The sequence below is a fragment of the Sphingomonas faeni genome (assembly GCF_040407505.1).
In the GTDB taxonomy this organism is placed as follows: domain Bacteria; phylum Pseudomonadota; class Alphaproteobacteria; order Sphingomonadales; family Sphingomonadaceae; genus Sphingomonas; species Sphingomonas faeni_E.
Genome location: NZ_JAPZPQ010000002.1, coordinates 306854 through 327121, shown reverse-complemented (window position 1 = coordinate 327121; position 20268 = coordinate 306854). Strand labels below are relative to the sequence as shown.

Annotated in this window: 19 protein-coding genes and 1 tRNA gene; 8 read left to right on the top strand and 12 right to left on the bottom strand. The window is 66.4% G+C overall.

Annotated features, from left to right (window positions below):
- Window positions 1-285 precede the first annotated feature (285 nt).
- The 3 genes from typA to O6X71_RS08080 form a co-directional block, all read right to left on the bottom strand.
- A complete protein-coding gene (gene typA / locus O6X71_RS08090; RefSeq protein ID WP_056051990.1) occupies window positions 286-2130 on the bottom strand; it encodes a translational GTPase TypA in 1845 nt (614 codons plus the stop codon).
- A gap of 90 nt (window positions 2131-2220) precedes the next feature.
- Window positions 2221-3198, bottom strand: coding sequence for a hypothetical protein (locus O6X71_RS08085; RefSeq protein ID WP_353465384.1), 978 nt, complete (start codon window positions 3196-3198; stop codon window positions 2221-2223).
- Window positions 3199-3525: 327 nt separating this feature from the next.
- Entirely contained in the window at window positions 3526-4539 is a 1014-nt protein-coding gene (locus tag O6X71_RS08080; RefSeq protein WP_353465383.1) for a zinc-binding alcohol dehydrogenase family protein, read from the bottom strand.
- Between the two features lie 152 nt (window positions 4540-4691).
- On the opposite strand from O6X71_RS08080, the gene O6X71_RS08075 reads away from it, so the two are divergent.
- The 4 genes from O6X71_RS08075 (at window position 4692) to O6X71_RS20955 (ending at window position 7927) form a co-directional block, all read left to right on the top strand.
- Window positions 4692-5915, top strand: a complete 1224-nt coding sequence (locus tag O6X71_RS08075) for a toxic anion resistance protein (RefSeq protein ID WP_353465382.1) — start codon at window positions 4692-4694, stop codon at window positions 5913-5915.
- Window positions 5916-5920: 5 nt separating this feature from the next.
- Window positions 5921-6628, top strand: coding sequence for a hypothetical protein (locus O6X71_RS08070; protein ID WP_353465381.1), 708 nt, complete (start codon window positions 5921-5923; stop codon window positions 6626-6628).
- Between the two features lie 4 nt (window positions 6629-6632).
- Window positions 6633-6836: a hypothetical protein gene (locus O6X71_RS08065; protein ID WP_353465380.1), complete on the top strand. Its 204-nt coding sequence runs from the start codon at window positions 6633-6635 to the stop codon at window positions 6834-6836.
- Window positions 6837-6931: 95 nt separating this feature from the next.
- Entirely contained in the window at window positions 6932-7927 is a 996-nt protein-coding gene (locus O6X71_RS20955) for an alpha/beta fold hydrolase (RefSeq protein WP_435368459.1), read from the top strand.
- Between the two features lie 217 nt (window positions 7928-8144).
- Here the strand turns inward: O6X71_RS20955 and O6X71_RS08050 are convergent, their stop codons facing one another.
- From O6X71_RS08050 to ubiA, 3 genes are read right to left on the bottom strand one after another with little or no spacing between them, the layout of a single operon-like run.
- Complete coding sequence (locus O6X71_RS08050) at window positions 8145-8909, bottom strand: 3'(2'),5'-bisphosphate nucleotidase CysQ (protein ID WP_353465379.1); 765 nt, start codon at window positions 8907-8909, stop codon at window positions 8145-8147.
- Between the two features lie 55 nt (window positions 8910-8964).
- Complete coding sequence (locus tag O6X71_RS08045) at window positions 8965-10311, bottom strand: TldD/PmbA family protein (protein WP_353465378.1); 1347 nt, start codon at window positions 10309-10311, stop codon at window positions 8965-8967.
- A gap of 9 nt (window positions 10312-10320) precedes the next feature.
- A complete protein-coding gene (ubiA, locus tag O6X71_RS08040) occupies window positions 10321-11262 on the bottom strand; it encodes a 4-hydroxybenzoate octaprenyltransferase (protein WP_353465376.1) in 942 nt (313 codons plus the stop codon).
- A gap of 82 nt (window positions 11263-11344) precedes the next feature.
- Here ubiA and O6X71_RS08035 point away from each other — a divergent pair, with 82 nt between their 5' ends.
- From O6X71_RS08035 to O6X71_RS08025, 3 genes are all read left to right on the top strand, one after another.
- Window positions 11345-11506, top strand: coding sequence for a hypothetical protein (locus O6X71_RS08035; protein WP_353465375.1), 162 nt, complete (start codon window positions 11345-11347; stop codon window positions 11504-11506).
- A 238-nt stretch (window positions 11507-11744) separates the two neighbouring features.
- The gene (locus O6X71_RS08030; protein ID WP_353465374.1) at window positions 11745-12485 is read left to right on the top strand and encodes a 16S rRNA (uracil(1498)-N(3))-methyltransferase; all 741 of its coding nucleotides are present in this window, start codon (window positions 11745-11747) and stop codon (window positions 12483-12485) included.
- Window positions 12486-12570: 85 nt separating this feature from the next.
- Complete coding sequence (locus O6X71_RS08025) at window positions 12571-13944, top strand: glutamate--cysteine ligase (RefSeq protein WP_353465373.1); 1374 nt, start codon at window positions 12571-12573, stop codon at window positions 13942-13944.
- A 109-nt stretch (window positions 13945-14053) separates the two neighbouring features.
- Here the strand turns inward: O6X71_RS08025 and O6X71_RS08020 are convergent, their stop codons facing one another.
- Both O6X71_RS08020 and O6X71_RS08015 read right to left on the bottom strand, forming a co-directional pair.
- Window positions 14054-15340 (bottom strand): methyltransferase family protein, encoded by a 1287-nt coding sequence (locus O6X71_RS08020; protein WP_435368458.1) that lies wholly within the window; start codon window positions 15338-15340, stop codon window positions 14054-14056.
- Window positions 15341-15835: 495 nt separating this feature from the next.
- Window positions 15836-15926, bottom strand: a tRNA-Ser gene (locus tag O6X71_RS08015).
- Window positions 15927-16014: 88 nt separating this feature from the next.
- Between O6X71_RS08015 and O6X71_RS08010 the strand changes: the two genes are divergently transcribed.
- A complete protein-coding gene (locus O6X71_RS08010) occupies window positions 16015-16872 on the top strand; it encodes a peptidylprolyl isomerase (RefSeq protein WP_353465372.1) in 858 nt (285 codons plus the stop codon).
- Here the strand turns inward: O6X71_RS08010 and O6X71_RS08005 are convergent.
- The 4 genes from O6X71_RS08005 to O6X71_RS07990 form a co-directional block, all read right to left on the bottom strand.
- Window positions 16869-17723 carry a pirin family protein gene (locus O6X71_RS08005; RefSeq protein ID WP_353465371.1) on the bottom strand — a complete coding sequence of 285 codons (855 nt, stop codon included), beginning with the start codon at window positions 17721-17723 and terminating at the stop codon, window positions 16869-16871. The genes O6X71_RS08010 and O6X71_RS08005 overlap by 4 nt on opposite strands.
- Before the next feature lies 1 nt (window position 17724).
- Window positions 17725-18297, bottom strand: coding sequence for an NADPH-dependent FMN reductase (locus O6X71_RS08000; RefSeq protein ID WP_353465370.1), 573 nt, complete (start codon window positions 18295-18297; stop codon window positions 17725-17727).
- A 10-nt stretch (window positions 18298-18307) separates the two neighbouring features.
- A complete protein-coding gene (locus O6X71_RS07995; protein WP_353465368.1) occupies window positions 18308-19102 on the bottom strand; it encodes a DODA-type extradiol aromatic ring-opening family dioxygenase in 795 nt (264 codons plus the stop codon).
- A gap of 76 nt (window positions 19103-19178) precedes the next feature.
- Window positions 19179-20246 carry a spore photoproduct lyase family protein gene (locus tag O6X71_RS07990; RefSeq protein ID WP_353465367.1) on the bottom strand — a complete coding sequence of 356 codons (1068 nt, stop codon included), beginning with the start codon at window positions 20244-20246 and terminating at the stop codon, window positions 19179-19181.
- Window positions 20247-20268 lie beyond the last annotated feature (22 nt).

The following is a 20268-nucleotide window of genomic DNA, read 5'->3' as shown; positions in this document are numbered from 1 at the left end:
TTGGGGGACGTCGCTAACGAAGGGCAGCGCCGAGTTACTGCGACCTTTCCACCTGGGCCCCGGCCTTCGCCGGGGAGGTGCACCTATTAAGTCCTGACCGCTTGCGTTGCCGCCAGCATGAATGCTGCCCTCGGGCCTTCTCGCACAAAGAAAAAGGCCGGAGGTTTCCCTCCGGCCCTTCTTCATTTCCGAACCAGCGCGACACGGCAAAGCCGCGTCGTCGGACCTCGCTTGAGCGAGGCCGGCCGAGCGCCTGAGGCTCAGCCGGCTTCGCCTTTGCTGGCCTCAGGCGCTCTGCTTAGCCCGGCTAGCCCGCTTGCGCTCGTTCGCATCGAGGAAGCGCTTGCGCAGGCGGATCGACTTTGGCGTGACTTCGACCATCTCGTCGTCGTCGATGTACGCGATCGCCTGCTCCAGCGTCGCGCGCTTCGGCGGGGACAGGCGGACCTGGTCGTCCTTGCCGCCCGAGGCGCGGAAGTTGGTCAGCGCCTTGGTCTTCATCGGGTTGACCTCGAGGTCGTCCGGCTTGGCGTTCTCGCCGACGATCATGCCCTCGTAGAGCGCCTCGCCGTGGCCCACGAACAGGATGCCGCGCTCTTCGAGCGGACCCAGTGCGTAGTTGTTCGCCTCGCCCGAACCGTTCGAGATCAGCACGCCATTCTTGCGGCCCTCGATCGCGCCCTTGTGCGGACCGTACTTCTCGAACAGCCGGTTCATGATCCCCGTGCCGCGCGTGTCGGACAGGAACTCGCCATGATAGCCGATCATCCCGCGCGACGGCGCCGAGAAGGTGATGCGGGTCTTGCCGCCGGTCGACGGACGCATGTCGGTCAGCTCGGCCTTACGCGTGTTCATCTTCTCGACAACGGTGCCCGAATGCTCCTCGTCGACGTCGATGATGACGGTCTCGTACGGCTCGGTCTTCTTGCCGTTCTCGTCTTCGCCGAACAGCACGCGGGGACGCGAGATGCCCAGCTCGAAGCCTTCGCGGCGCATCGTCTCGATCAGCACGCCCAGCTGAAGCTCGCCGCGACCGGCGACTTCGAAGCTGTCCTTGTCGGCCGCCTCGGTCACCTTCACGGCAACGTTCGACTCGGCTTCGCGGAACAGGCGCTCGCGGATCATGCGCGACGTCACCTTGCTGCCCTCACGGCCCGCCATCGGCGAATCGTTCACGGCAAAACGCATCGACAGCGTGGGGGGATCGATCGGCTGCGCGTGCAGCGGCTCAGTCACCGTGATGTCGGCGATCGTGTCGGCAACCGTAGCGACCGAGAGACCTGCCAGCGAGATGATGTCGCCGGCCTTGGCTTCGTCGACGGGAACACGCTCGAGACCACGGAACGACATGATCTTGGACGCACGACCGGTCTCGATGATCTTGCCGTCGTTATCGAGCGCGTGGATCGCCTGGTTGGTCTTCACGGTACCCGAATTGACGCGACCGGTGAGGACGCGGCCGAGGAACGGATCGCGATCGAGCAGCGTGACGAGGAAGGTGAACGGCACGCCGGCGACTTCCACTGCCGGAGGTGGCACGTGCTTCACGATCGTCTCGAACATCGGGATCAGCGTGCCTTCGCGCGCGTCCATGTCGGTCGAGGCATAGCCGTTGCGACCCGATGCGTAGAGCACGGGGAAGTCGAGCTGGTCGTCGTTCGCGTCGAGCGACACGAACAGGTCGAACACTTCGTCGAGCACTTCCTGGATGCGCGCGTCGTTGCGATCGACCTTGTTGACGACGACGATCGGCTTCAGGCCGAGTGCCAGCGCCTTGCCGGTGACGAACTTGGTCTGCGGCATCGCGCCTTCCGACGAATCGACCAGCAGGACGACGCCGTCGACCATCGACAGGATGCGCTCGACTTCGCCGCCGAAATCGGCGTGGCCGGGTGTGTCGACGATGTTGATGCGGATGCTCTCTGACTCGCCGGGAGGGGTCCAGTCGACCGAGGTCGGCTTGGCGAGAATGGTGATGCCACGCTCTTTTTCGAGGTCGTTCGAATCCATTGCGCGCTCTTCGACGCGCTGGTTGTCGCGGAAGGTGCCGGACTGGCGGAAGAGCTGGTCGACCAGCGTCGTCTTGCCGTGATCGACGTGCGCAATGATCGCCACGTTGCGGAGGCTCATGAATGTATTCTCTTGATCGAGGAACGGGGTTGGCGCGCGCCATAGCGTAATTGTTGCGCCGCGGGAAGATGCAGCGGGATTTCGTCGCCTTTAGAGGGAACCTCCGCGGCGCTTGTATGTTCCGGCGGCGAGAATAGCACGGGGATCGCGGACCGCCAGCATTGCCCTCAGCGCGGCGTGTTTGTCGGGTGCGGCGGCATAGTAACGCTGCCAGATCCGCAGCCCCATCCAATAGCCGAGTTCGGGCGGCCAGCCGGCGGGCGGCGTGGAGTAGTTGCCGATCCAGCGGGCATAGGCCTTGGCTTCGGGCGAGCCTTCCTCGGGGTCGTCCTTGTCGGTGAGCTTGCGGGTGAGCGCGATGTCGGCCTGCATCTGGCGCCAGAGTTCCCCTTCGCGCGGGGTGGCCCAGGCGGCGCGGGCGGCGTCGGGCTCCTCGCCGGTGACGATCTGCGCGATGAAGTCTGCGGCGCCCTCGACGAGGATCGCGGTGAGCAGGGGGTCGCGGGCGAGCGTCATGCCGGCGTCCTGCTGGAAGGAATGCACCGTCTCGTGCGCGAAGAAATGGCGGAATGTCTGGCGGAGTTTCTCGGGCGTGGGTGACATGCGGCAGAGGACTTCGAGCCCGAGCACCTGCGCGCCGGGCTTGGCGGTGCCGCCGGAGGTGTTCGCGCCGAAGACTATATAGACCTGCGGGAGCTTCACGTCGGGGAGCGCGCCATGCAGGCCGAGATAGATCGAGCGCAGATCGGTGGTCGCGGCCTTGGCGGCGGGGAGGCAGGTCTTGATCACCTGTGCGTAGCGGGTGGGGTTGGCGGCGATGGCGCGCGCGAGATTGTCCGCGTCGACGATCCGGCCGGGGGTGAAGACGCCGATCCCGAAACTGCCCTTGTCGAGATAGTCGCGCTTGAGTTGCGCGGCGGTGGGCTTGCCCTTGGTCCTGGCGAACAACGCGGCGAAGCGGTCGGCGTCTTCGGTGTGGATAGTTGCGGTGAGCGGGTCGGCTGGTGGAGGACGATTCGTGGCGGCCGCGGGGAGGAGAGCGAGCGCGAGGATCAGCGGGCGGAGCATGGTGCAGAGTATCGCGTGTTTGCGGGGGCGTCAGTCTCATTCGGCTAGTGATGTGCCCAGCGCGTCACCCAAGCCGTTCCCCCGCGAACGCGGGGGCCCAGGGTCACGAGCGGTGACGTCCCTGGCTCCTGGGCCCCCGCGTTCGCGAGGGAACAAGAAGAAGCGCCCTGCCCTCCAATCCCTCCACCCCGGCGAAGGCCGGGGCCCAATTGGAAAGGTGCCAATAATGGAGCACCGCCATCCGTCAGCAACGTCCCCCAATTGGGCCCCGGCCTTCGCCGGGGTGGTGGCCTAGGTTAACGGCATAATCCCGGCATGGCGGGTGCGTCAGAACCCCTCCAGCACGATCTTCCCCTTGGCCGTGTGACTCTCGATCCGCTCATGCGCCTTGCGCAGGTTCGCCGCATCGATCCTCCCGAAATTCTCCGCCAGCGTCGTCCGGATCGTCCCCGCATCCACCAGCCGCGCGACCTCGTCGAGCAGCCTGCCCTGCTCGCCCATGTCCGCGGTCTGGAACAGCGAGCGCGTGTACATCAGTTCCCAGTGCACCGAGATCGACTTCTGCTTGAGCGGCACGATGTCGAGCGCCTTCGGATCGTCGATCAGCGCTAGCCGGCCCTGCGGCGCCAGCAGCTCGCCGATCTCGGCGATGTGCTCGTCGGTATGCGTGGTCGAGAACACGAACCCCGGCGCGCCGAGCCCCAGCGCCTCGACCTGCGCGGCGAGCGGCTTGCGGTGGTCGATCACGTGATGCGCGCCGAGCTCCTCGACCCAGCCACGCGTCTCGTCGCGCGACGCGGTGGCGATCACGGTCAGGTCGGTGAGCTGCCGCGCGAGCTGGATCGTGATCGAGCCGACCCCGCCTGCCCCGCCGATGATCAGGATCGCGTTCGCTGCGCCGGGGACGGGTTTGCGCACGTCGAGCCGGTCGAACAGCGTCTCCCACGCGGTGACCGAGGTCAGCGGCAGCGCTGCCGCCTGCGCCCAGTCGAGCGACGCCGGCTTGTGGCCGACGATGCGTTCGTCGACGAGGTGATACTCCGAGTTGGTACCCGGCCGGTCGATCGCGCCTGCGTAGAACACGTCGTCGCCGACCTTGAACCCGGTCACGTCCGGACCGACCGCGACGACGACGCCCGATGCGTCCCAGCCGAGCACCTGCGGCGTGCCGTCCGAATCTTCGCGACGCTGGCGGATCTTGGTGTCGACCGGGTTGACCGACACCGCCTTCACCTCGACCAGCAGGTCGCGCCCCGCCGCTTCGGGCTTGGGGAGGTCGAGGTCGACGAGCGACTGCGGATCGTCGATCGGGAGCGACTTGGTATAGCCGATGGCGCGCATGCTGGAACTCCTGTGATGTCGCCGACAAGCTGTCCACGCGCGCGCCAGGTTTCAAGGAGAGCGGTTGGCAAGCCTGAGTGTATTATCTATATACGCCACTTGAACGCGGGGCGGGTTGCAGCCACGATGCCCCACCGAACGGAGAGACAAGCATGGCGACGACCCCGAACACGCTGACGGAAGAGCCGGGCCTGGTGCTGACCCCGCCCGATCCGGTGCCCACGGTCGCGGCCGCAAAGGCGTCCGGCCTCGTGCCCGTCGATGCCGGAGTGAAGTCGCAGCTCGAGGAGCGCGTGTTGGGCTTCGTCACCGATCTCGTCGCGCAGGACGTTAATTCGCCCGAATTCGGCAAGCGGGTCGACGCGATCACCGCGATGGGCGCGAAGGAAATCCGCGACGCCGCCGGCCAGTCGAACCGCTTCCTCGATCGCCCGGTCAAGGCGATGGATCAGGAGACCGGCGTCGGCAAGGACCTCGCCGAACTGCGCCGCGTCGTCGAGGACCTCGATCCGGGCAAGAAGGGCAATCTCACCGCGCCGCAGAAGCTGTTCGGGATCATCCCGTTCGGTGGCAAGATGCGCAATTATTTCGACGGCTATAAGTCGTCGCAGACGCACATCGCGCAGATCCTGAAGAGCCTCGGCTCAGGCAAGGACGAGCTGCTGATGGACAATGCCGCGATCGATACCGAGCGCGCCAATTTGTGGGCGGCGATGGGCCGGCTCGAGCAGATGATCCATCTGTCGAAGACGATGGACGCCAAGCTGGAGGACGTCGCGAACGATCTCGACCACACCGATCCCGCCAAGGCAAAGGCGATCCGCGAGACGGCGTTGTTCTACACGCGCCAGCGTACGCAGGACCTGCTAACCCAGATGGCGGTGACCGTGCAGGGCTATCTCGCGCTCGATCTGGTCAAGAAGAACAATGTCGAGCTGGTGAAGGGCGTCGATCGCGCCTCGACCACGACCGTCTCGGCGCTGCGGACCGCAGTGACGGTGGCGCAGGCGCTGACCAACCAGAAGCTGGTGCTGGAGCAGATCACCGCGCTCAACACGACGACCGCGAACATCATCGATTCGACCGGCAAGCTGCTCAAATCGCAGACCGCGCAGATCCATGAACAGGCCGCGTCGGCGACGATCCCGCTGGAGACGCTGCAACGCGCGTTCCAGAATATCTACGACACGATGGACGCGATCGACGTGTTCAAGCTCAAGGCGCTCGACTCGATGAAGACGACGGTCGGCGCGCTGTCGAACGAGGTCGATAAATCCCGTGGCTATATCGCGCGGGCTGAAGGCGCGACGCAGGGTCAAGGTGGGGGCCAGCTGGGCGGACCGTCCGCCAGCCCGTTCAAGCTGGAGGCGATGTAACCCTCGTGAGCGAAGTCGACGACGCCATCGCCAGCGCCCGCGCCTCCTGGTCGCGCATTTCCGACGACCGGACGGGCACCGTCATCGCACGCTCGCCATCGCGGGGACGGGCGCGGCAGACGCAGGCGATCGGCAAGCGGCTGACCCGGATCGCGGTCGCCGACGTGTCGATCCTGATCGCGGCGATGGTGATCGGCTGGATCGTGCCGCTCGGGATCGGCGGCGCGATGTTGGTGATGGCGCTGCTGGTCGCCGCCACGGTGTTGTTCGCGGTCTGGCCTGCGGAACGCGCGCCCACGCCCGAGCGCCTCGCGGCGGTCGACATCCGTGCCCTCCCCGCGCAGACCGAACGCTGGCTGGAAGCGCAACGCCCCGCCCTCCCCGCACCCGCGATGAACTTGGTCGACAAGATCGGCCTGCGCCTCGAAACGCTGACCCCGCAACTCGCGACGCTCGACGCGAACACGCAGGAAGCGGTCGACGTGCGGAAGCTGATCGGCGAACAGCTCCCCGCCTTCGTCAAGGATTACGAGAAGGTGCCGGCATCGCTGCGCACCACGCCGCGCAATGGACGCTCGCCCGATGCCGAACTGGTCGACGGCCTGAAACTAATCGAGCAAGAGATCGGCGAGATGACCGCCCGCCTCGCACAGAGCGACCTCGACAACCTCTCCACCCGCGGTCGATTCCTGGAGATGAAATACAAGGATTGAGGCGGTGAAGCGCACCCGGCTCAGCGTCTGCCGCAGGAAGGCGCGCTTCGTCGCCGAAGCCGACGCGCTCTTGGTCGCGCAAACCGGCCGTGTGCCACTCCGGGCCTATCGCTGCGACCGGTGCCTGCACTTTCACCTGACCAGCCGGACGAAGGGCAAACGTGCGTTACAAACCGGGTCGATGATTCCGCGCGAAAGCTCGAGTTAGAACATGCTCACACGGCCTTTTGGTCAATGCGTGGTGACGGGAACGTCGTTCCCGCTCAAGCCGGTACCGAGAATACTGACTTTGCAGGAGATCATATGATTGACAGGCGTCTGATGATTGGCGGTTTGATGGCCTCAGGTGCAATGTCGGCTGTCGCGTCGAAAGCCGCGGGGCGAACCAGTACTGGCCGCTTGATGTCGGTCAGAGGCACCAGGTTGTGGGTCGATGACAGCGGGCCAAGAAATGCTCCCGCGCTCGTCTACATGCACGGCGGCCCCGGCGTCGGCGCGCTCGACTTTGAAACATACATGAAGCCCGTGCTGGCGGATCGCATTCGCCTGATCAGTATCGATCAACGCGGCGTGCTACGTTCCGACGCGCTGGCGAAAGACTTGAAAGTCAGTCCCGAGGACATCGTGGCCGATTTTGAAGATGTTCGGAAGCAATTGGGAGTAGAACGTTGGCAAGTGCTCGGCCACAGCTTCGGCGGCCTTCTTGCCGTCCGCTATGCTCTTGCGCATCCCGCTCGTGTAACGCGACTTTCGCTTGAAAATCCGGCCTACGACGCGACCGCGACATCACACTGGTTAGCCGCCGCCGCAGCGCAGGCATTGAATGGTATTGCGCCGGAAGCCGCTGTTACGGCCGATCGATTGGCGAATCCGACGACCGTCGTCGATGCAAGCTTCTTTGATAAGCTTGGATCAGTGATGGCGGCGCTAGGCCCTCGCAGGCAGGATCTTTTCATCGCTCAATCAAAAAAACCGCGACATGTTTTCACGCTTGGCCAAGGCATCCGGCTTGACCGACGCTCGCTGGGAACAGGGACAGGTTCCCGGCCTGGCGCTTTTGCGCTCACCGGATTTCTACGCACCGATGATTCCGCGGATCAAGGAGATCGAGTGCCCGATGCTTTACGTTCGGGGCAGCGGCGATCACACGACCAGCCCGAACGAGATTGCAGCGCTTCTGGCAGCGAAGGCAAAGATGGTGACCGTTCCAAATGCCGGTCATTTCATCCATGTAGAGGAACCCGAGGCGCTAGCCGAATTACTGGTCTCGTAGTGGCAAAGCCATGCCACTACGGTTGACACCGATAAGTGTCGTACCGAGACGAGCGATATTTGGGCATCATCCCTCTGACGGGACTTGCGGCAATGTACAATTACCGGCCACCGCGAATATGGACATAGTGCATCAGACTATAGTTTGGGCGTTATTGGGCCACCTACCCAGCTGAACGAACGATCCTGTACGCCGATCACCGCCCCAAAGCGGCCGTTCAGCATTTCATCTAATTCCAAATATTCATTTCAGCAGGTTTTGGGCGCGATCAGCGAGGCGCTCGACTGCGTAGCCGTGTATTCCGGGCGCAGACGTCAACACACCGAACGCCTGGGGCCGCGGCTTGTTGAATACCAGCGGTGCACCCAGTGCGTCGCTAACCACCGCACCCGCTTCGCTCGCGACGAGGATAGCGGCGGCGATGTCCCATTCGTTGCCCCAGCGGAGCGTCGCGACGAGGTCAGCTTCGTCGGCGGCTACCATGGCTATGCGTAGGGCGATCGAATTGGGTTTGTGGACCATGACGAGGTCTCGGTCGGCTTTGGGGAGGGCATCGACGGGCGTGCGGCTGCCGGCAAAGTCGGTGCGGTCGCCGGCCTTGAGCGGCACGCCGTTGCGCGTCGCACCCTGCCCCATGACCGCGTGCCAGCGTTCGTCGCGGGACGGCGCTTCGAGGATGCCGATCACTGGGCGGCCACGGTCGACCAGCGCGACCGAGACGCACCAGCCGGGACGGGCGCGGATATAGTCGCGCGTTCCGTCGATCGGGTCGACCACCCAGAGCAGGTCGTGGGCGAGGCGGTCGGCGTTGTCGGCGGTTTCCTCGGACAGCCAGCCGGCCTCGGGGAGAAGAGTCGACAGGCGGGACTTGAGCATCCGGTCGATCGCGATGTCGAGTTCGCAGACCGGGCTGCCGGGGGTCTTTTCCCAGCGCTGGAAGTCGGTGTCGAAACGGTCGAGCGCCATCGCGCCAGCCGCCGCGGCGATCTTAGCGACCGCATCCGCCATCGCGCGCAGCCATGCCGGCGACCGCTCCGGGGATCGCCCAGAACTGGGCCGCCGCTCAGCCACTCGCCACCGTCATGCCCTCCACGCGCAACGTCGGCACGTTGACGCCGTAGCGGAATTCGAGGTCGTTGGCGGGCGTCATCGCGAGGAACATGTCCTTGACGTTGCCGGCGATCGTGAACTCGGCGACGGGCGTGGTGATCTGGCCGTTCTCGATGCGGAAGCCCGCTGCGCCGCGGCTGTAATCGCCGGTCACGCCGTTCGCGCCGCCGCCCATGAGTTCGGTGACGTAGACGCCCGACTCGATGTCGGCGATCAGCGTTTCGATCGGCACATGGCCGGGCTCCATGAAGACGTTGCTCGTCGACACGCCAGGCCCGCCGCCGACACCGCGCGCGGCGTGGCCGGTCGGTTCGAGACCGAGCTGCCGCGCCGAGGCGGAGTCGAGCAGCCAGCGTTCGAGCATCCCGTCCTCGATGATGTCGCTCGGCGAGACGGGCAAGCCTTCGCCGTCGAACGGACGCGAGCGCAGGCCGTGCGGGCGGTGCGGATCGTCACGGATGGTGATGCCGTGCGCGAACACCTGGCTGCCGAGCGAATCGAGCAGGAAGCTGGTCTTGCGCGTGATCGCCTGGCCGGAGATCGCGCCGAGCATGTGGCCGACGAGCGATCCGCCGACGCGGCGGTCGTAGACGATCGTGGTGGGGCCGCTGACGAGACGGCCGGGGTTGAGGCGCGCGACCGCCTGTTCGCCGGCGCGGCGGCCGATCGCTTCGGGGGCTTCGAGATGCGCGCGGAGACGGGCGCTGCTGTGCGCATAGTCGCGCTGCATGCCGCCGCCTTCGCCTGCGAGCACGCTGGCCGATACGCCGTAGCCGGTCGCGGCATAGGCGCCGGCGAACCCGTGGCTGGTGGCCAAGGCCCAGACGCTGCGCGAGGCGCTGGCGCCGCCGCCTTCGCTGTTCGAGACGCCGGGGACGGCGCGGGCGGCGTCTTCGGCCTCAAGTGCGGCGTCGCGGAGTTGCTCGGGGCTGGCTTCGCCGCCATCGTCGAGGCCGAGCATCGGGGTGATGCCGTGGAGGAGGCGATCAGCTGGGGCCAGACCTGCCCACGGGTCCTCGGGGGCTTCGCGCGCCATCGCGACCGCGCGTTCGACCAGCGCATCCATCGCGGCGGTCGACAGGTCGGAGGTGGAGACGCTGGCGGAACGCTGGCCGACGAACACGCGCAGGCCAAGATCCTCGCTCTCGGAGCGGCCGATATCCTCGAGCTTGCCGAGGCGGATCGACACGTCGAGCGCGGCATCGGCGGCGAAGACCGCGTCGGCGGCGTCGGCACCCGCCGCCTTCGCGCGCTGGACGATGTCGTGGGCGCGGTCGCGGGCTTGGTCTGGGGTCAGCATATCAGCGACTTAAGGATGCAGGCTCGTGCCGACAACCACGCAGGCGAGGAACATGAGAAGTCCGGCGAAACGGTTCGCGCGGAAGCGGGCAAGCGCGGCGGTGCCCGCGCCCTCGTGCGTGTCGGGTTTGAGCGTGACGACCTGCCAGGCGAGGTGGAGCGCGACGGGGACGAGCGCGGCGATCGCGAGCGGGTCGGGGCGGACTTGCCAGAACGCTGCGGCCCATAAGGCGACGGCGGCGACGTAGAAGATGCCGACTCCGGCCTTTACGTGGCTGCCCATGCGGAGCGCGGACGAGCGGATGCCGATCATCGCGTCGTCCTCGCGGTCCTGCAGCGCATAGATCGTGTCGTAGCCGATCACCCACGCGATCGACCCGGCATAGAGCAGCCACATCGGCGTATCGAGCGACCCGGCGATATCGCTCCAGCCGACCAGCAACGCCCAGGAGAAGACGATACCGAGCCACGCCTGCGGCCACCAGGTGATGCGCTTCATGAAGGGGTAGGCGGCGACGGGGGCGAGGCTGGCGAGTGCGACGATCGCGGCGAAGAAGGTGAGTTGGAGGAGGACCGCAAAGCCGATCAGGCAGAGCGCGACGAGCCAGACCCAGGCGAGCTTGATCGAGACGAGGCCGCTCGGGATCGGGCGGGCGCGGGTGCGCGCGACCTGCGCGTCGAGGTCGCGGTCGACGATGTCGTTGAACACGCAGCCTGCGCCGCGCATCGCGATGCTGCCGAGGAGGAGCCAGAGGATCAGGTCCCAACGCTGGACTGCACCACCGGCCAGTGCGACGCCCCATGCGCCGGGCCAGAACAGCAGCCACCAGCCGATCGGGCGGTCGAAGCGGGCGAGCAGCGCGAGGCCGCGGAGGGTTGGCGGGAGGCGGCCGACTAAACCCCTGTGCTCGCTGTCGGGGACGATTTCAGCGTGGCTCGGCTTGGTCTGCATGATGGGGGCGTAGGAAGACGGGGTTTGGCGCGCAAGCCTTTGCCGGGTACCGGTGAGGCGTGACGCGTTCGGACCCTCCAGCATGATTGGCCTTTCGGTCGCGGTCGGCCGCTTCGTCGAGGCGTTGTTCTGGGGGATCTTCCGGGTCGCGGGCGCGGTCACGGGGGTGCTGATCCTTGGCGTTGTGGTCCTGGTTGTGACTTGGGTGATCGCGCGAAAAATGTGGGCGCGGCGGAGACGCTGAGCTCCCCTTCTCGCGAAGGCACGTCCTCAAATCCTCCCCGTCACGGGGAGGGGGACCGTTCGCCATCGGCGAAGGGTGGAGGGGGATCGCCGCGAGCGATACGCTGGTTTAGGGCGAAGCACGCGCCGCAACCCTTGTGGAAGACGCTGAACGCTAGCGTGACGCTTGCGGAAGCCCCCCTCCACCAGCTTCGCTGGTCCCCCTCCCCGTGCCGGGGAGGATTTGCTAGAGGCGAGTTATGCCTGCAACTCCCGCCTGGCCGCCGCAATCCACGCCGCGCCTCTTCGTCGATACGCCGCTCGCACCCGGCCCGCTCCACGTCGATGGGCCGGCGGCGCATTATCTCGTCGGGGTGATGCGGATGAAGATCGGTGATCCGGTGAAGCTGTTCGACGATCGGACCGGCGAATGGCTCGGGGTCGCGGCGAGCGTCGGCAAGCGCGACCTGGTGCTCGACGTGACCGAAATGCTGCGGCCGCGCGAGGACGTGCCCGATCTGTGGCTGTGCGCCGCACCGCTGAAGAAGGGCCGGGTCGACTGGATGGCGGAGAAGGCGTGCGAGCTTGGTGTCGCTAGGCTGCAGCCGGTAGTCACGCGGCGGACGATCGTCGACAAGCCCAATACCGAGCGCCTGCGCACGCAGATGATCGAGGCGGCCGAGCAATGCGGGCGCACCGCGCTGCCCGAGGTGGCCGAACCGGTGAAGCTTGCCGCATTGCTTCGCGATTGGCCCGAGAACCGCGCGCTGTTCTTCGCCGACGAGACCGGCGGCGTACCGGCGCTGGAGGCGATGCGCGCACGTCCCGGCCCGGCGGCGATCCTGATCGGGCCCGAGGGTGGCTTCGATGGCGACGAGCGCGAGGCGATCCGCGCGCATCCGCAAGCGGTTGGAATCGGTTTGGGGCCGCGCATCCTGCGGGCGGAAACTGCGGCGGGAGCTGCCGTCGCATTATGGATGGCGGCGGCGGGCGACTGGTAGGCGTCCCGGCCTCCACGAAGACATCCCTACCGATTGGTCCGAATCCCCTCTAGCACCCTCGTTCATCGACGCGTAAGGCGCGGCGATGACGACGATTCCCGCTCCGAAAAAGACCAGCCCGACGATCGAGTCGCGCGACCAGTTGATCGCCAGCTTCGCGGGCGGCGAAAAGCCGAAGGATGCGTGGCGGATCGGCACCGAGCACGAGAAGTTCGTCTATGCGAACGGCGATCACCACGCGCCGTCCTATGACGAGCCGAGCGGCATCCGCGCGTTGCTCGGCGAGCTGGAGCAATATGGCTGGAAGCCGGTCATGGAGGGCGGAAACGCCATCGCCATGTCGGGGCCCGACGGCAGCATCAGCCTGGAGCCCGCGGGCCAGTTCGAACTGTCGGGCGCGCCGCTCGACTCGTTGCACGAAACCTGCGCCGAGACCGGGCGCCATCTGGAACAGGTGAAGGCCGCGGGCGAGAAGCTCGGCATCGGCTTCCTGGGGCTCGGCATGTGGCCGGACAAGACGCGTGCCGAACTGCCGACGATGCCCAAGGGGCGTTATGCGATCATGCTGCGGCACATGCCGCGCGTCGGCAGCATGGGGCTCGACATGATGCTGCGGACCTGCACGATCCAGGTGAACCTGGACTACGCATCCGAGGCGGACATGGTGAAGAAATTCCGCGTCGGGCTCGCGCTCCAGCCGCTGGCGACCGCGCTGTTCGCGAACTCGCCGTTCACCGAGGGCAAACCCAACGGGATGCTGTCGTATCGCAGCCATATCTGGTCCGACACCGATCCGCATCGCACCGGCATGCTGCCGTTCGTGTTCGAGGATGGCTTCGGCTACGAGCGCTACGCCGAGTATGCGCTCGATGTGCCGATGTACTTCGTCTACCGCGAGGGCAAGTATATCGACGCCGCCGGGCTGTCGTTCCGCGATTTCCTGAAGGGCGAATTGTCGGTGCTGCCGGGCGAGAAGCCGACGCTCGACGACTGGACCGATCATCTGTCGACCGCGTTCCCCGAGGTGCGGTTGAAGACCTTCCTGGAGATGCGCGGGGCCGATGGCGGGCCGTGGAACCGGATCTGCGCGCTGCCGGCGCTGTGGGTCGGGTTGCTGTACGATCAGGGTGCGCTCGATGCGGCGTGGGACCTGGTCAAGGACTGGACGATCGACGAGCGCCAGGCGTTGCGCGATGCGGTGCCGAAGCTCGCGCTGAACGCGCCGATCGCGGGTGGCGGGAAGCTGCGCGACATTGCGGGACAGGTGCTCGACATCGCCGGTGCCGGGTTGTCGGCGCGGGCGCGGTTCAACCGGGCGGGCGACAACGAGACCGGCTTCCTCGATCCGCTGCGCGAGATCGTCCGCAGCGGCAAGGTGCCCGCGGAGGTGCTGCTGGAGCGCTATAACGGCGCATGGAACGGCGACGTCTCCAAGGTCTACGACGAAGCCAGCTTCTGACTGCTCCCCTCCCGCTCGCGGGAGGGGTCGGGGAAGGGCGTGGCCGCAAGCGTCGGCGCAAAGTGTAAGAAAGCCCCTCCCCTAACCCCTCCCGCAAGCGGGAGGGGGATTAGCCGCGCAACCTTGCGAACAGCCGCGGCACCAGGCCGTTGCGCGACATCCACTCGAAATACACGCGATAGTCCGGGTCGAGCTTCAGATGCCGCTCCTCGGTCTTCGCGCGCCAGTAATACACGCCGCTGACCGCCGCCATCAGCAGCGTCGCGCGCGCCGCGTCGACCATGCTGCCGAGCGTCAGCACCGGGATCGTCGAGATCCACCAGAACAGGTTCTTCGACAGATATGCCGGATGCCGCGACACCGCGTACGGCCCATGCGTCAGAATCCCCCGATTGGTCAGGTTCGAGAAGCGGAACCCGAACGCCATCGTCGCCCAGGCATAGATTGCGGTCAGCCCGACCAGGACCGCGCCGATCAGCGCCAGCAGGATCGGATGCCCCTGAAACCAGTATGCCCAGTCCGACGTGCCCGGATGATAATCGAGCGGCCCGCCCGTCGTCATCAGGATGAACGGCGGATAGCACATCAGCGCAGGCATCCACGCCGCAGCGAACGGATTTGCGCTGCGAATGTGCGAATCGAGCGGCCGGAACGTCAGCAGATACCCGACCGTCGCGAACGCCACGTCGATCAGGAACATCAACGTCACCAGCCAGCTCGACAATGCTACCGGATCGCGCAGCACCGCCGCCGCATCCCCCCGAACGAACTCGCCAAACCCCGGCGGCACGATCGCCAGCATGAAGGCGAGGAAGAACGTCTTCACCCCCCATGCGCGCAGATGGCCGTAGATCGCCTCGCGGTCGACGCCGGCCTGCCCGGTGAACCACGCGCCGAGATGCCAGGCGCCGTCGCGCGGCTCGACGAGATAGCGGTCGATCCACAGCACGTACGGGATCGACGCGACGAACAGGATCGGTGCGGCATTGGTGAAGCACCACATCGCAAACGCGAAATTGCCCTGCCAATAAAACCGCCCGGCGCCATAGATCACCGCGATCCCCGCCCAGGTTGCCCACAGACCGGCCAGCTTGGTCAGGCTGGTATCGAGCGTCTCTCGCCATGGCCTGCCCGCGGACCACTCTATCCCGGTGCTCGGGCTCCGGTGGACCTTGTCGACCAGCAGCGACCAGACCACCATCGGCAGCCCGCACGCCGCGACGTTGACCAGCGCCGAATAGGGCCCGTCCATGCCGAAATGCCGCGCGAACGCGATCCAGGCGAGTACGCCGACCAGTCCCGACACGCCCGCTCCATGACTGACCGCGGATCGCGGACGCGGATCGGTCTTGGCCGGACCGGCAAGCTGAACGTCGTGATCCATGACGGTCGTCATTAGCGTGGATTGGTAAGCAAGCCATGAAGCATGTTGCCGCCGATGTTGGCAGAAGCCTCCAGATGATTTTGGTCAGTTCGGTCGCCGCCCTGTCTTGGCAACGACGAGCGCGAAAAACGCGCAGACCATAAGGCTGCACCTGTTCGATTTCGGGACTTGCATGACCCCGAATTCACTCGCGAACCCCAAGTCCGCCGTTACGTTCCGGTCTAGGAGACCGCGATGTTACAAAGACTTATCGGACGTGCAAAATGCCTCATCGGCATACATCGCCGGTCTCGCAGACATACGGTCTTCAAAGGCAGGGGCGAAGACACCAGTATCTGTCGCTATTGCAGGACACCGATGCGCAGCACCCCCGCAGGCTGGATCATCGAGAAATCGGACTGACACAGTTATAGAGCGACACACAGCGCGAACGTCACTGCCAGCGGCCCGGATCGTCCCCGCGAACCGGATCGTCCGGCCGGAACTAGCATCGATTGATCGGATAGGTGGCGGAGCGGGTGGGATTCGAACCCACGATACGCTTTTGACGTATACTCACTTTCCAGGCGAGCGCCTTCGACCACTCGGCCACCGCTCCGCATTGCTCTGGAAGCGGGTCTGCTAGTGCGGGTTTCGCGCGCGCGCAAGCGATTGCGTGCGGGGACGGCCTCGGGCAGTCTACGGGGATGTTGAATATCCTTCTCGCCGCCATGCTCGCACAAGCCGTTCCGGTCGCCGCGACGCTCCCGTCCGATCCGGTTGCGGCGGACTGGGTCGCGGTGCCGGACGACGAGCTGGTGGTGTTCACCCTGGCCAATGGGCACCGGTTCACAGTGCGGCTCGCGCCTCGATATGCGCCGGTGCACGTCGCGAACATACGCAAGTTGGCGCGTGCGCATTGGTGGGATGCGGGGACGAGCGTGTACCGCGTTCAGGACAATTACGTCGCGCAATGGGGTGATGCGACGGAGAAGAAGGCGCTTGTTGAAGGTGTGGTCGCGAATCCACCGGCGGAATACTCGCATGCCGGACCGACCACCGTGGCGCGGCTGTCGCAGCGCGATCCTTATGCCGAGTGGGCGGGGTATAGTCGCGACGGGTGGCCGCTGGCGGGCAATGGCGCGACCGAGTGGGTGCCGCATTGCTACGGGATGGTCGGCGTCGCGCGCGATCTGGCGCCGAGCACGGGGAGCGGCGCCGAGCTGTATACCGTGATCGGGCATTCGCCGCGTGCGCTGGATCGGAACATTGCGGTGGTGGGCCGCGTGATCGACGGGGTTGAGTGGCTGTCGTCGCTACCGCGCGGGACGGGGGATCTGGGGTTCTACAAGACCGAGGGGGAGCGTAGCCCGATCGTGTCCGCTCGCCTTGCTCGCGAACTGCCTGCCGGCGAGCGACCGCGGTTCGAGTATCGCGCGGCGGACAATCCGCGGTTCGTGGCGTGGATCGCCTCGCGGGAGAACCGGGCGGGGCCGTTCTTCACGGTGCCTGCCGGGGGCGCCGACATCTGTGCCGCGCTGCCCCCGGTGCGTAAAGCGCCCTAGTGGATGACGGGCGGCTTGCCGAACAGGCCGGCGTTATAGTCCTCGATCGCGCGGACGATCTCTTCGCGGGTGTTCATGACGAAGGGGCCGTGTGAGACGACGGGTTCGCCGATCGGGTCGGCGTGGCCGTAGAGCATCGTGGCGGGGGCTTCGGTCGTGACGGTGATGGTGTCGCCCTCGTTGCCGAACGTGGCCAAGTGATGCGGCTTGATCGGCGTCCCGTTGGCGGTAGGAGCGCCGGCAACGACGTAGAAGAAGACCGCTCGGCCGGTTGGGGCCGGCAGGTCGACCTGGGCGCCGGCTTCGAGTTCGACGGTCATCATCGCGACGGCTGTCAGCGATTCGAACGGGCCCTGTCGTCCGGCAAACGTGCCGGAGATCAGGTTCACGGTGCCACCCTCGACCGGGATCGCGGGAATGTCCTGGCGCTGCAGGCCGGTATAGGCGGGCTTGGTCATCTTGAGCCGGCCGGGGAGGTTGACCCAGAGTTGCAGGATCTCCAACGGGCCGCCGTCGCGCTTGAATGAGGCGGGCGAAATTTCCGCGTGGATCAGGCCCGAGCCTGCGGTCATCCACTGGACGCCGCCCGCGCGGATGACACTCTCGTGGCCGCCGCTGTCGAGATGCGCCATCTCGCCCTTGAGGATGAAGCTGACCGTCTCGAAGCCGCGGTGCGGATGCGGGCCGAACGGGAGGCCGGTGTTGCCGGGGCGATAGGTCTGCGGACCGTGATGGTTGAGGAACAGGAACGGATCGACCTGCGGCAGGCCGGGACCCGGTAGCGGGCGTCGTGTCACCAGGTCGGCGATGTCGTCGCGCTGGGCGGGATACTGGTTGAGGACGTGGCGCATGTCAGGAGGCCTCGCGGTCGGCAGCGGTGGGACGGGCGATGTCGGCGAGCAGGTCGTCGATGCCGGCCAAGAGGAAGTCGAGCGTGCGCTGGTCGGTGAAGCGACCGTCCGCGATCTTCTCGTGTACCGCGCCGACGACGGCTTGGGGACGCAGGACGGTGCGGGCGCCAATCGAGGCCAAGGTCTCGTTCAGTTGCGCATGCGCACGCGCGCCGCCGACCGCGCCGGGCGACGACGTGAGCGTGAAGACGGGCTTGCCCGTGAGCGTCGCTTTGCCATGCGGGCGTGAGGCCCAGTCGAGCGCGTTCTTCAGGACGCCAGAGATGCCGTGGTTGTATTCGGGGGAGGCGATGACGATCCCATCGGCCGCGCCGATTGCCGCGCGCAGGGCTGCGACGGCGGCGGGGGGCGTGTCGGTGTCGGTGTCCTGATCGTAGAGGGGCACGTCGTTCAGCGCGAAGACCGTCAGCGCGGCCTTGTCGGCGATAGCGTCGCCTAGCGTGATCAGGATCGCGGTATTGTACGAGCCGCGGCGCAGGCTGCCTGAGATCGCGAGCAGGACGGGAAGGGCCATGGGAATTCCTTTAGTTGAAGCGGTAGCCGGAAATCGCGGTTTGCAGCACGCGCTCGCTGTAAACCTGCGTGCCGGCTTGGTCGGAAGCGCCGGCAGCGACCATCAGCGGTAGCAGGTGCTCTTCGCGGGGGTGCGAGAGACGACCGGCGGGGGCTTCGGACCAGCCTGCTAGCGCTTCCGCCCGGGCGGTTGGTCCGGCCTCGACCGCGGCGGTCAGCCATTGGTCGAAGGCTTCGGACGGTGCGGTGAAACGCGGGTCGCCGTAGCCGCGCATGTTGTGGAAGCTCATGCCCGAGCCGACGATCAGCACGCCTTGGTCCCGCAGCGGGGCAAGCGCGCGGCCGGCGGCGGTGTGGAGTGCCGGGTCGAGATCGCGGTCGACAGACATTTCGACGACCGGAATGTCTGCGTCGGGGAATGCTACCTTCATCGGGATGAAGACGCCGTGATCGAGTCCGCGGGTCGGGTCGACATTGGCGGTCAGGCCGGCTTTGCGGAGCAGGTCGGCGGCGTGGCTGGCCAAGGCTGGGTCACCGGGCGCGTTGTAGCGCAACTCGTAGGTATGCGCGGGGAAGCCGCCGTAATCGTAGATCAGTGGCGGCGTTGCGGCGCCGGTGAAGGCGAAGCCGCGCGTTTCCCAGTGGCCGGAGACGACGAGGATCGCCTTGGGCTTTTCGGGTAGCGAGGCGGCGATCGACCGGAGGTACGCGGCCATGCCGGTCCAGCTTCCCGCAGGGTCGTCCATGAAGAAACAGGGCCCGCCACCGTGCGGAATGAAGAGCGTGGGCTGGCGGGTGTTTGTCATGGTCTTGAGGTAGGCGGCGGTGGCGGCGACCGGAAGGCCGCGAATGGCAACGCTGCGTTGCCGGCTAGCGCGGCGGTCAGGTCCAGTAGAGAATGCGTGCCTGGGGGAGCTTGGTGGCGATCTCGTCCTGGAAGAAGCTGCGGAGCGCGCGCATCGTGTCGGTGTCGTAGACGTATTTGACCGAGCCGAACTTGGTGCGTTTCTCGGTGCGGTTGGTCATGCTGAGGTCGAGCGACGAGCCCGGGTACCAGGTTTCGAGCACTGCCTTCGATCCGGGGGTGTAGCGGTGGGTGATCAGTTCGATCGTCACGTCGGGGACGTCGGCGAGCACCCTGCCCGCCTCGGCGAGCAAGTCGCCATACGCCTCGCGCCAGCCTTCGGCTGCGATGATCGGGGCGACGGTCAAACCGATCTTGTAGCCCGCGTCCGCCATTTTCCGTAGCGCGAGCAGGCGGGCTGCGACCGGGCTGGTGCCGCCCTCGAAGCGCGCATAGGCGGCGGGGTTGATCGAGGCGCGCATGCGGGTGCGGCCGCGATGGTCGAGACCCAGCAGTGGCTCGACCGCGTCGAACTTGGTAGTGAAGCGCAACTGTACGTCCGCCTCCCACGCGCCGAAATGCGCGATCAGCGCGGAGAGCGATCCGGTGACGTGCTCGATGCCGAGCGGGTCGGTGTAGCAGGACGCCTCGAACGTCGTGCCCTCATGCGCACGGGCGGTCGAGCGCGACGTGACGGTGCCTTGGCCGAGGTGCGCGGGAAGTTCGGCGAGGATCTCGGGCAGGTTCGCGTAGACGCGCGTAATCGGCGGGCCTTTTAGCGAGCCGGCAAGGTAGCAATAGCCGCAATGCGCGGGGCAGCCCTCGGCGAGGTCGATCCGCCAGTCCGCGCTGGGGGCGATCGGCTGGAGCTTGCGTTTCGAGGGCGGCGCGACGACCAGCGCGAGCGTTGCCTTGGCTTCGGCATAGGCGCGGCGGGAATCGTCGGGGAAGTCGAGCTTGAGGCGGTCGCTGGGGAGCGTCGTGACGGGCACGCCCAGCGCGGTCGCACGCGCGGCGATCTCGGCACCGTGCTCCCAGGTCAGCGCGGACGGGGTCGCTAGCAATCGCTTTGGCTGCCAGAGTCGTGAGGGTTTTGGTGCTGGCATCGAACGACAACGCGCGCCTTTG